This window comes from Clostridium caldaquaticum (genome assembly GCF_023806125.1).
In the GTDB taxonomy this organism is placed as follows: Bacteria; Bacillota; Clostridia; order Clostridiales; family Clostridiaceae; genus Clostridium_AT; species Clostridium_AT caldaquaticum.
In genome coordinates this window covers 26,058-37,751 of record NZ_JAMSKT010000012.1, presented here as the reverse complement: position 1 = coordinate 37,751, position 11,694 = coordinate 26,058, and the positions used below count along the sequence as shown (strand labels likewise).

The window sequence follows — 11,694 nt, the reverse complement described above, 5'->3', positions numbered from 1 at the left end:
TATTTGGAAGTAACTAATAATAAAAACGTCAGGTATTTTAAAACACCTGACGTTTTTATTATTAGTTCTACTGCCCTACAATAAATCCCTTTCCTGATTTATTTCCAAGCCAGCCTGCTCTTACATATTTTTTAAGCAGCGGACATGGTCTGTATTTTGAATCACCTGTTTCTTTATATAACACTTCCATTATAGCAAGTACTACATCGTTGCCTATAAAATCTGAGAGAGCAAGTGGTCCCATTGGATGATTTGCTCCAAGCTTCATAGCCTTATCAATATCTTGGGCACTGGCAGTTCCTTCTGCTAAAACAGTGATAGCTTCATTTATCATTGGAACTAATATTCTATTTACAACAAATCCAGGAGCCTCTGCAACTTCAACGGGCTCTTTTCCAATAGCTAATGAAACTTCCTTTACTTTATCATAAGTTTCCTGAGATGTAGCTATTCCTCTTATTATTTCAACAAGTTTCATTACAGGAGCTGGGTTAAAAAAGTGCATTCCTATAACTTTATCTGGCCTTGAAGTTGCTGTTGCAACTTCTGTTATTGAAAGTGAGGAAGTATTTGTAGCCAAGATACAGTCGCTATTGCAGATTTTATCAAGTTCAGCGAATATCTGCTTTTTAATTTCCATTCTTTCTACAGCAGCTTCAATAACTAAATCTGCATCTGAAGCTAAATTAAGTTCTACTGTACCAGTAAGGTTAGAAAGAGCTGTTTCCATATTTTCTTTCGTCATCTTTCCTTTTTCAACTAGTTTTGAAAGATTTTTCTTTATCATATTTAAACCTTTGTCAACAAATTCCTGCTTAATATCCCTTACAACAACCTGATAGCCATTTACCGCAAAAACTTGAGCAATTCCTGAACCCATAGTTCCTGCTCCAATAACAAAAATCTTTTTCATAACTTTACCCCCAATCTTTTATTGTTGTTCCTTTAATTGTTTAATCATTTCAGGAATAACCTTATATAAATCTCCTACTATTGCAAGATCAGCCACTTTCATAATTGGTGCATTCTCATCCTTATTAATAGCTATAATGTAGTCTGAATCCTGCATACCTGCCAAGTGCTGAATTGCTCCTGATATACCACAAGCTACATATATTTTAGGCTTTACAGTTTTACCTGTTTGTCCAACTTGATAGTTTTTATCTATCCATTCCTTATCAACTGCTGCTCTTGAACCAGCTACAGTTCCGCCTAAAACACCTGCAAGCTCCTGAAGAAGCTTGAAGCCTTCAGCATTTCCTACTCCTCTTCCTCCAGATACAATAAACTCAGCTTCGCTGATATCAACAAGATCTTTAGCAGTTTTTACTGTTTCAACTACTTTTGTCCTAATATCTTCAGGCTTCAAATCAATCTTAACTGTTTCAACCTTTGCTGTTCTTTTTTCATCTTTAGGAAATTTTAAGAAAACTCCTGGTCTTACTGTTGCCATTTGCGGTCTATGTTCGGTACAGGCAATAGTAGCCATTAGATTTCCTCCAAAAGCTGGTCTTGTAGCTAAAAGATATTTTCCTTCTTCATCTATATCAAGAGAAGTACAATCTGCTGTCAAACCTGTTTTTAGTCTTGCTGCAACTCTTGGACCTAAGTCTCTTCCTATAAATGTTGCTCCTATGAAAAATATTTCAGGTTTTCTTTCATTTACAAGATCGCATATAACTTTTGTATATCCATCTGTTGTATAATTTTGTAACAATTCATTATCTGCAACTAAAACTTCATCTGCTCCATAAGCTACTAATTCTTTTGAAAGTCCTTCAACATTATATCCAAGCAATACAGCTGTAAGCGGTACTCCTAATTTTTCTGCAATTTTCTTTCCTTCACCCAAAAGCTCCAGTGATACCTTTTGTAGTTTTCCTTTTCTTTGTTCTGCAAGCACCCAAACACCCTTGTAGTCTGCTATATTCATTTTAATTTTCTCCTTTCATTCGAAAACATTGTTAACATAAAACCATTAAATATAGTGCTTTCCCTTAAGCTTGGCTATTACATAATTAACCGCTTCATCCACAGACTTTTTAATAATTTCTCCTTGTCCCTTGACCTCTTTTGTCATTGACTTTTTAACCTTTGTAGGTGAGCCTGCAAGTCCAAGCTGTGCTTTATCTGCTTCTATATCATTTATACCCCAAACCTTAATTTCCTTATCTTTTGAAGCAAATATATCATAAGCATTCATATATCTTGGTTTATTTAATTCTTTTATTGCTGTTAAAAGTACTGGAGTTTTAACTTCAATAACTTCATAACCATCCTCTAAAGCTCTTTTTACTATTAAAGTGTCGCCTTCTAGCTTAACTTTTTCAACATAAGTTACCTGTGGAATATCAAGATGTTCAGCTATCTCTGGTCCAACCTGAGCTGTGTCTCCGTCAATAGCTTGTCTTCCTGCAAATACTATGTCAAAATCAAGCTTTCTAAGTACAGCTGCCAATGCATAAGAAGTAGCTAAAGTATCAGCACCTGCAAACTCTCTTCCTGCCAGAAGTATTGCATCATCAGCCCCCATGGCTAATGCTTCTCTTAAAGCATTCTGAGCCTGTGGAGGTCCCATGCTTATAACAGTTACCTTTGCACCATACTGGTCTTTTAATACTAGAGCTTCTTCCAAAGCATGTTTATCTTCAGGGTTTATTATTGATGGTACTCCTTCTCTTATAAGAGTTCCTGTTTTAGGATCTATTTTAACTATTGTTGTGTCAGGCACTTGTTTAATACAAACTACTATGTTCATTTGATTTCCTCCTTGCTAACTATTTAAATAAATTTCCTGCTATAACCATCTTCTGAACTTGAGAAGTTCCTTCATATATTTCAGTTATCTTAGCATCTCTCATCATTCTTTCAACTGGATATTCTTTAGTATATCCATAACCTCCAAATACCTGGACTACTTTAGTAGTTACTTCCATTGCTGTTTCTGAGGCAAAAAGTTTTGCTCTTGCAGCTTCTACTGAATAAGGAAGTCCTTGATCCTTCAGCCATGCAGCCTTATATGTCAACTGCTTTGCTGCTTCTATTTTTACATCTAATTCAGCCATTAGCCACTGCAATCCTTGGAAGGCACTTAAAGGCTTACCGAATTGCTTTCTTTCCTTCATATAATTTACAGCTTCTTCAAAGGCACCTTCAGCTATTCCTAGAGCTTGAGCAGCTATACCAATTCTTCCTCCATCAAGAGTTTTCATAGCTATTGCAAAGCCTTTTCCTTCCTGTCCTATCAAATTCTCCTTAGGTACTATGCAGTTTTCCATTACAAGTTCTGTAGTTGAAGAAGCTCTTATACCTAACTTGTTTTCAACCTTGCCTATAGAGAAACCAGGAAAATCCTTTTCTACTATAAAAGCAGAAATTCCCTTAACACCCTTGCTTCTGTCTGTCATAGCAAAGATTATAAAAGTTTCAGCAACTCCTCCATTTGTTATAAATATCTTAGAGCCATTTAATACATAATGATCTCCTTCTAAAACCGCTGTTGTCTGCTGACTAGCAGCATCTGTTCCTGCATTAGGCTCTGTTAATCCAAATGCACCAAGCTTTTCTCCCTTTGCAAGAGGTGGAAGATATTTTTCTTTTTGAGCTAAAGTTCCAAAGGCATCTATAACAGAAGCACAAAGAGAAACATGCGCTGAAAGTATAACACCTGTTGTACCGCAAGCTTTTGATAATTCTTCTACTGCGATTATATAGGATAAAGTATCTCCGCCTGCTCCACCAAATTCTTTCTTAAAAGGTAAGCCAAATAACCCGTACTTAGCCATCTTTTTCACATTTTCCATAGGAAACTGTTCTGTCTCATCAATTTCAGCTGCTATGGGCTTTACTTCATTTACAGCAAATTCTCTAACCATCTGTCTAACTAATTCTTGTTCTTTTGATAATGCAAAATTCATTTATTGTTCTCCTCCCATTTATCTATTTTTAAACTGTTTTTCTCTTTTCTCCAAAAAAGCACTCATGCCTTCCTTTTGATCCTCTGTTGAAAAGCATTTTCCAAAGTCTTCAGCTTCAATTTCTATTGCACTGTCGATATCTACCTGTAAGCCTCTGTCTATTGCATCTTTGCATAGCTTTACAGCTATCGGTGCATTTTCAGCTATCTTTTTAGCCATGGCTTTTGCCTCATCTAATAAAGCTTCTAAAGCTACAATCTTGTTTACTAAACCTATTCTATATGCTTCATCAGCCTTAATCATTTCCCCAGTATAAATAAGTTCTTTAGCTCTGCCAGCTCCTATAAGCCTTGCAAGTCTCTGAGTCCCTCCAAAACCTGGTGTAATCCCAAGCCCTGCTTCTGGCTGACCAAATCTTGCCTTTTCAGAAGCTATACGTATGTCGCAGGCCATAGCAAGCTCACAGCCGCCGCCTAAAGCAAAACCAGAAATAGCTGCTATAGTAGGCTTATTGAGTTTTTCCAATCGTCTGAAAACCTTATTACCTAACCTACCAAATTCTCTTCCCTGCTCTTCATTTAAATCCTTCATTTCAGAAATATCTGCTCCTGCAACAAATGCCTTATCACCGCTTCCTTTTAAAATTACTGCGTAAATTTCACTATCTTTTTCCAACATTTCAATTACAGCTTCTAAATCTTTCAACGTTTCAGAATTCAAAGCATTTAATGCTTTAGGTCTGTTAATTGTAACTAAAGCAATATTATCTTCTTTTTCAAATATTATGTTTTTAAATTCCATAACTCTCCCCCTATTTAAAATAGCTTGTATTTGTTATTCAATTAACAATTACAAGCTATATAGGAGCAATATTTGTGCCAATAATTAAATTTGATTATATTTTTTAAAAACTGCTATAAATTGATGATTTGTTAATTATTTCATTAACAATCAAATATATAAAAAGATTTAAATAATACATTTTTGTATTAATTAATTTCCCTCAATCTGTGCATTCTTAATGACTTCATGTTTATTTAAAATACGATAATGTATTAATAATACATTATCGTATTATTCTGTATGTTTAATTTTCATTTAATTACTAAAAATTAAATATTTTTACCACAATCTTTTAAATTTCAGCTGCAGTATCAAAACCTGCGTGAACAGCAGAATAAACATTTCCTACATAGTTTGAGTCACCTATTATATAAACTTCAGTTTCTGGAATAAGATGCCTTAATTGTTCAACTTTATCTTTACGTGGTTTCATACCTAAAGCTAAAACAACTGTATCAGCTTCATATTCTTTCCACTGAAATTTTGAATTAATTGTTTTAATACCTTTATCAGTAACTTCTTCAAGTTTTGTATTAGTAACAATTTTAACTCCATACTTTGCAAGAAGTGATTGAAGTGAAAATTTATTAATTAACGAAGCTCCGTTTAAAAGTGCATCTGCTCCCATCATTTCTATTAATGTAACATCCTTACCCTTCATTGCTAAAGCTAAAGCTGATTCAGCTCCAGTTAATCCTCCACCAACAACAATAACCTTTTGTCCAGTTTCTACCCTGCCGCAATCCACATCACCTGCCCAATGAACATGGCTCTTATTAATTCCAGGAACATTTGGTATAACTGGTACAGCTCCTGCTGCTATTATTAATGCATCTGGTTTTTCTTTCTCTATAACTTCACAAGTAACTTCTGTATTAAGTTTTATTTTCGCACCACATTTTAATGTTTGAGAAACTATCCAATTTAAATAATTTTTTAAATCTTTCTTAAATTCAAGGTCAGTAGCATGATTAAGAGTTCCTCCTAATTTATCCTCTTTTTCATAAAGTATTACCTCATGACCTCTTTCAACTGCTGTAAGTGCTGCCTGCATTCCTGCAGGACCTCCTCCTACTATAACAACCTTCTTTTTCACTTCAGCTTTTGGAACTTTTCCTCCAATATAATCTGTTTCACGGCCATTTACAGGATTAACCGCACAACGTGTTTTCTTAAAGAAGGCTGATCTTCCGCAGCAAGTATTACAACGAACACATGGACGTATATCCTCTTCTTTTCCAAGTGCAGATTTTCTCATAAATTCAGGATCAGCTACAAATGGTCTTGCCATAGCAACAAAATCAACTATACCTCTTGATAATATTTCTTCTGCATTTTCTAAAGTCATAACTGATCCCACTGCTGTTACTTTTAAATCTCCTCCAACAGCTTGTTTAATTTTTTCAGCAAAATGTATATTTGGCATATAAGGAATATAAAGAGGCTGAATCATATATTGAATTGTAAATGGATTTGGAAGCATTCCTACAGATACATGAAGAATATCAATTTTATCTTTTATCAGCTTTACAAACTCTATAACCTCATCAACCTTCATGCCGCCTTCAACAAGTTCATCTGCACTTATTCTATATTCAATAATAAAATCTTCTCCTACTCTTTTTCTAACCGCATCTAACAACTCAATACAAAAACGGGCTCTGTTTTCAAAGCTTCCACCATATCTGTCTAGACGTCTATTTACGTATGGTGATAAAAACTGTGCTGGAAGCATTCCATGAGCTCCATGAATCATTACCATTTTAAAACCACTGTCTTTACATCTTCCTGCTGCATCAGCATAATCTTTAATTGTCTTATTTATTAATGAAATACTCATTTCTTCAACTTCCGCTGGAGTTTTTCCTTGAAGCTTTGAAAAAAATTCATCAATCTCTGCAGGCTTTGGAGTTGAACTTACTGGCTTTAATCCTTTTGCTGCCAAATTCATAGAGTTTGCAAATCTTCCTCCATGATTTAATTCAATAGAAATAACTGCTCCATATCTATGTATCTCATGAGCTAAATCATCTAATCCCATTTTTACATTATCATCACCTAGATTAAGCTGTCCTTCATGATCCATAGCATGTTCCCAGTTAACAGCTGAATCACCAACTGTAACTATAGCCGCTCCGCCTTTTGCAAATGGTCTGTAAAATTCGATTACTTCTTTTGTTACCCATCCTTCTGGTGTAGCCATACAAGGAACCATTGGTGCTGCCTGAATTCTGTTTTTAAATTCAACTCCTTTTATTGTTATAGGTGTAAAAACATGTTTGTATTTGCTCATAGTATATCCCTCTCTTTTTTCAAATAATTGAACTTAAATTTTAGTTGCACTCATTTCTTAAAATTGATAATTATTTATCATTAAATTTGTTTTCATTTTAACAATTTTGTTTGTAAAAATAAAATATATATTAAGAATAAACATTATTCTAAAAAGTTATAAATACTTAACTATATACTATAAATATAAACAAAAGTGCTGTTTCAAATAAATTATGCAGGTTTTATTAAACAAAGCATAATTTTTATTTTGAAACAGCACTTTTTTTACATACTTATTGCATTACTGGGTTAACTTCTCAAAATTTTTCTTATTTTTTTCTGATGTTAAAATCATTACTGTTACATAAGCTGATATAAATCCACTTATAAGTCCGCTTATACCATTTCCTATGCCATTTGCCATAATATCTTTTGGAAATGGTATTATAAAATAGTTTGCTGCAAAACTAAACACAAAACAAATAATCCCGCTTATTAAACCATTCTTTATAGCTTCTTTTACTCTCATTATATTTATTCCTCCAATAAAATTACTTAATATAATTAAAATATTTTTCCTTCCATCTCATTATACAACTTAGGTAAAATTGCTGCTAAATTGCTGTATTCTTCAACATTATGGAAAGCTAACCCCATTGGAGCTTGAATAGGAATCTGTATTCCATCTGGCAGGAGCTTAACCGGCTTTTTATATATCATATGATATCCCATCCAGAACCTTGTACGGAATTCTACTCCTCCTGGTATTTCTCTTACAAAGTGAAGCATGATGGCTGGTGCTTTAGGTCCTCCTGCACGAGCTTGTGAAATTCCATTAGCTGCAACTACAGTACCTACAGCAGGGGATTTGAACTTGTCCATATCAAACCCTAATTCTTCTGGAGTTAAAAATGATATCTTAATATCCTCCACTCCATTTCCAACGTCTTCAATTACATAATGGGTACGACCTTGAAATTTTTTAAGCATAGGCGTAGCTGGATCAAGTATTATCTTTCTGTCTTCCTCACTAATATCTATACCGAAGTGGCCTTTTCTAAACCATAGCATATACCTCATATCTTCAAGACCATGCCATGCAAACCACCAGTTTATCATATCAATTGTTACGCCAGGAAACTTGTTATTAACAGCAGCATAACCTGCTCCGTTTGGAAGTATGCAGTAGCCGGTCTCAACTTCGTGATATCCACTCTCAAGGAGCTTGTTTATATCTTCCGGCATTAAAGCCTTGCTAGGATCCATAGGTCCTTTTTTAAGAATTTCAATTAATTCAGGATTTGGTACCGCAAGCGGCTCATAATAATATTTAGCGTAAGGCTTTTCTTTTTCTTTAGAGTTTAATTCTGTTCTTACCTCTTTCATAACTTTCTCCTTATAATTAATACTTTGACATCTTATTGTCAATGATTATGTTTACATTTTACTAAATATTATGTAAATAATAAAATATCTGTTTAGAATAAATGTTATTCTAAAAAATTATAACTATTAAATACCTTTTAGCGCACTATTAACAAAAAGTGATACTGCAGGATTTAAATTCTCTCTCTTCCAAGCTATTACTATACTCATTGAATCATCTTCTATTTTATAAAATTTAAGCTCATTTTTATTATGAATCCTTACGCTTGAATCAAGAATAGTAATACCAAGACCCAATTCTACTGAAAGAAGCAATGATTCCACATTAGGCAGCTGCTTTACAACATTTGGAGTAAAACCATGTTTTCTGCAAACAGCAATAACTGAATCAAAACCTTTTGGCGACTCATCTCTTGAAATCAGCACAAAATCTTCTGCCTTTACATCTTCAAGTGATAAATGCTCACTGCTTGCCATTGGATGTTGCGAACTCATTACTATACTGCTGTTAACTTTATAAATCTCATCTGATAAAACTCCAAGCACATTATCTAGTTCAAATGAAAGAGTAAACACTATATCCAAAGAACCATTTATAAGTTTTTCTCTCAGTGTTTTAAATGTATGTCTTTCAAAAACAAAGGTAACTTGCGGATATTGCTTTTGAAATTTTCTAATAATTACTGGTAAAAAAGCACTTGTATCCATACCATCTAAACAGCCTATGGAGATAGTGCTGTTTTCTCCAAGCCCTGGCTGTTTACACTTATCTATTGCATTTTCTATATATTCAGTAATATTACTTAATTCATTAAAAAGAACTGCTCCAGCTGGTGTTAAACGAACATTCCTTCTTGTTCTTAATAACAGGGGTACTCCTATCTCTTGTTCAAGTAATGCTATCTGCTTGCTTAGTGACGGCTGAGAAACATATAAGCTTTTTGCAGCTTCTGTAAAATTTAACTGCCTGGCTACTGCTAAAAAATACTCAATTTGAAGTAAAGTTATTTTTTTATAGTTCAAAATATTCTACCCCCTATGCAATTTTTTATATAATTTTCAATCGCATAGTTTAAGTATATTATATTTTAATTTCATCAAAAAGATTTTTAAAAGCATAAATTTAAAGCAAGGAATAATAAATAAAATAAACTATTCCTTGCTTATCTAAATTACTAAAATAATTCTAGCAATTTTTTAATCCTAAAATAGCTCTTGTTTCAGCTGGTGTTGCTATTTCTTTACCCAATTCAGCAACTATTCTTTTTGTCCTTTCAACAAACTCTACGTTTGATTTTGCAAGCTGCTTTGGAGCATAATAAATATTATCTTCCATACCAACTCTAACGTTTCCTCCAAGAGCAAGTGCCGCATACATTATTGGAAGATGCTGTTTTCCTATTCCTAAAGCACTCCAAGTGGAACCTTCTGGAATTAAGCTCTTAAGAAATACTAAATTTTCTACTGTTGCAGCCATACCGCCTGGAGCACCTAATACAAATTGGAAATGAAGAGGTGCCTTTAAAACTCCTTTTTTTAGATAATATAATGCATTATAAACCATACCTGCATCAAATATTTCTATTTCAGGCTTAACATTATTTTCCTGCATAGCAAGTCCTAATTTCTCTAAGAATTTTGGACTATTTTCAAATACAGTTGAATGCATCCAGTTCATTGTACCACAGTCATAGGAAGCCAATTCTGGTTTTAACTCTATGAAAGGTTTCATTCTTATTTCATCAGTAAGACCTATTCCTCCTGAGGTTGTTAAGTTGATTACTATATCACATCTTTCTCTTACAAGCTTTACTGTCTTTTCGAATTTTTCAAAACTCATAGAAGCTTTTCCTTCATCATCTCTTACGTGAATATGTGCAACAGAAGCTCCAGCTTTATAGCATGCATATATTTCATCTGCAATTTCTTCAGGAGTTAAAGGTATATAAGGTGTATCTTGCTTTGAAGGCCATGCTCCCGTAGTAGCTACAGTTAATATTACTTTGTTTTCCATAAAAATTACCTCTTTCTATATGTTATTATATATAAATATAATTTATTTTCTCTCTACAATAATAGCAGTTCCCATACCGCCGCCAATACATAAAGTAGCCAAACCTGTCTTTACGTCTCTTCTCTTCATCTCATACAAAAGACTTGTTAAAATTCTTGCCCCTGATGCTCCAATAGGATGTCCTAATGCTATAGCTCCACCATTTACATTAACCTTTGATGTATCAAGTCCTAAATCCTTAACTACTGCTAAAGCCTGTGCTGCAAAAGCTTCATTAGCTTCTATCAAATCAATATCTGTAGCTTTTAAACCAGCCTTTTGCAGAGCTTTTTCAGTAGCTGGAACCGGACCATATCCCATTACTTTTGGATCTACTCCTACAGAAGCAAAAGATTTTATTGTTGCTAAAGGTTTTATACCTAGCTCTTGTGCTTTTTCCTTAGACATTATAACAAGCATGGCAGCTCCATCGTTAATACCTGAAGCATTACCTGCAGTTACTGTCCCATCCTTTTTAAAAGCAGGTTTTAACTTTTGAAGTTTATCAAATGTTGTACCAAACTTCGGGAACTCATCAGTATCCACAACTAATGGTTCTCCTTTTTTCTGAGGTATTTGTACTGGTACAATTTCCTCTTTAAAACGACCAGCTTTAATTGCTGCCTCTGCTCTTTTTTGGCTTTCCTCAGCAAATCTATCCTGATCTTCCCTTGTAATACTGTATTTTTCTGCAACATTTTCTGCAGTTATTCCCATATGATAATTGTTAAAGGCATCCCATAGACCATCGTTAATCATAGAGTCAATAAGTTCACCATTACCCATACGATGTCCCCATCTTGCTTTATTTAAAACATAAGGTGCATTGCTCATGCTTTCTGTACCGCCAGCAAGCACTACATCTGCTTCTTCTGACATTATCATCTGAGCAGCTAAGCTTACTGCTCTAAGCCCTGAACCGCAAACCATATTTATACTTAAAGCCGGAGTTTCTTCACGAAGCCCAGCCTTTAAAGCAACTTGTCTGGCTATGTTTTGTCCAAGCCCTGCTGACAATACATTTCCTATTACAACTTCTTGTATATCCTCTTTATTTATTCCAGCTCTTTTTATAGCTTCTTCCGCTGCAATTTTTCCCATTTCAACAGCCGACAAACCTGCTAAACTTCCACCAAAGCTTCCAATAGCAGTTCTTACGGCTGAAGCAATTACAACTTCTCTCATTTATGATCCTCCGATAAATCAAATTTTGAGGATATC

Annotated in this window: 11 protein-coding genes; all 11 read right to left on the bottom strand. The window is 34.2% G+C overall.

Translation table 11 applies throughout. The annotated features are described in order from the left end of the window. Window positions 1-67 precede the first annotated feature (67 nt). Window positions 68-913, bottom strand: a complete 846-nt coding sequence (locus M2651_RS09225) for a 3-hydroxybutyryl-CoA dehydrogenase (RefSeq protein WP_252132065.1) — start codon at window positions 911-913, stop codon at window positions 68-70. An 18-nt stretch (window positions 914-931) separates the two neighbouring features. Continuing rightward, the gene (locus M2651_RS09220) at window positions 932-1,933 is read right to left on the bottom strand and encodes an electron transfer flavoprotein subunit alpha/FixB family protein (RefSeq protein ID WP_252132064.1); all 1,002 of its coding nucleotides are present in this window, start codon (window positions 1,931-1,933) and stop codon (window positions 932-934) included. Between the two features lie 45 nt (window positions 1,934-1,978). Then, window positions 1,979-2,758 (bottom strand): electron transfer flavoprotein subunit beta/FixA family protein, encoded by a 780-nt coding sequence (locus tag M2651_RS09215; protein ID WP_252132063.1) that lies wholly within the window; start codon window positions 2,756-2,758, stop codon window positions 1,979-1,981. 19 nt (window positions 2,759-2,777) lie between these two features. Continuing rightward, window positions 2,778-3,917: an acyl-CoA dehydrogenase gene (locus M2651_RS09210; protein ID WP_252132062.1), complete on the bottom strand. Its 1,140-nt coding sequence runs from the start codon at window positions 3,915-3,917 to the stop codon at window positions 2,778-2,780. Window positions 3,918-3,935: 18 nt separating this feature from the next. Continuing rightward, a complete protein-coding gene (locus M2651_RS09205) occupies window positions 3,936-4,718 on the bottom strand; it encodes a short-chain-enoyl-CoA hydratase (protein ID WP_252132061.1) in 783 nt (260 codons plus the stop codon). A gap of 334 nt (window positions 4,719-5,052) precedes the next feature. Continuing rightward, complete coding sequence (locus M2651_RS09200) at window positions 5,053-7,053, bottom strand: oxidoreductase (protein WP_252132060.1); 2,001 nt, start codon at window positions 7,051-7,053, stop codon at window positions 5,053-5,055. 282 nt (window positions 7,054-7,335) lie between these two features. Continuing rightward, entirely contained in the window at window positions 7,336-7,563 is a 228-nt protein-coding gene (locus M2651_RS09195; RefSeq protein WP_252132059.1) for a hypothetical protein, read from the bottom strand. A 35-nt stretch (window positions 7,564-7,598) separates the two neighbouring features. Then, window positions 7,599-8,420, bottom strand: a complete 822-nt coding sequence (locus M2651_RS09190; protein WP_252132058.1) for a DAPG hydrolase family protein — start codon at window positions 8,418-8,420, stop codon at window positions 7,599-7,601. Between the two features lie 126 nt (window positions 8,421-8,546). Then, window positions 8,547-9,443, bottom strand: coding sequence for a LysR substrate-binding domain-containing protein (locus M2651_RS09185; RefSeq protein ID WP_252132057.1), 897 nt, complete (start codon window positions 9,441-9,443; stop codon window positions 8,547-8,549). A 163-nt stretch (window positions 9,444-9,606) separates the two neighbouring features. After that, the gene (locus tag M2651_RS09180) at window positions 9,607-10,434 is read right to left on the bottom strand and encodes a beta-keto acid cleavage family enzyme (RefSeq protein WP_252132056.1); all 828 of its coding nucleotides are present in this window, start codon (window positions 10,432-10,434) and stop codon (window positions 9,607-9,609) included. Window positions 10,435-10,476: 42 nt separating this feature from the next. Further along, window positions 10,477-11,658 (bottom strand): acetyl-CoA C-acetyltransferase, encoded by a 1,182-nt coding sequence (locus M2651_RS09175; protein WP_252132055.1) that lies wholly within the window; start codon window positions 11,656-11,658, stop codon window positions 10,477-10,479. Window positions 11,659-11,694 lie beyond the last annotated feature (36 nt).

Excerpts from the sequence above, each read along its gene's own strand:
- M2651_RS09225 (WP_252132065.1), bottom strand. The coding sequence starts at position 913 with ATGAAAAAGATTTTTGTTATTGGAGCAGGAACTATGGGTTCAGGAATT.
- M2651_RS09220 (WP_252132064.1), bottom strand. The coding sequence starts at position 1,933 with ATGAATATAGCAGACTACAAGGGTGTTTGGGTGCTTGCAGAACAAAGA.
- M2651_RS09215 (WP_252132063.1), bottom strand. The coding sequence starts at position 2,758 with ATGAACATAGTAGTTTGTATTAAACAAGTGCCTGACACAACAATAGTT.
- M2651_RS09210 (WP_252132062.1), bottom strand. The coding sequence starts at position 3,917 with ATGAATTTTGCATTATCAAAAGAACAAGAATTAGTTAGACAGATGGTT.
- M2651_RS09205 (WP_252132061.1), bottom strand. The coding sequence starts at position 4,718 with ATGGAATTTAAAAACATAATATTTGAAAAAGAAGATAATATTGCTTTA.
- M2651_RS09200 (WP_252132060.1), bottom strand. The coding sequence starts at position 7,053 with ATGAGCAAATACAAACATGTTTTTACACCTATAACAATAAAAGGAGTT.
- M2651_RS09195 (WP_252132059.1), bottom strand. The coding sequence starts at position 7,563 with ATGAGAGTAAAAGAAGCTATAAAGAATGGTTTAATAAGCGGGATTATT.
- M2651_RS09190 (WP_252132058.1), bottom strand. The coding sequence starts at position 8,420 with ATGAAAGAGGTAAGAACAGAATTAAACTCTAAAGAAAAAGAAAAGCCT.
- M2651_RS09180 (WP_252132056.1), bottom strand. The coding sequence starts at position 10,434 with ATGGAAAACAAAGTAATATTAACTGTAGCTACTACGGGAGCATGGCCT.
- M2651_RS09175 (WP_252132055.1), bottom strand. The coding sequence starts at position 11,658 with ATGAGAGAAGTTGTAATTGCTTCAGCCGTAAGAACTGCTATTGGAAGC.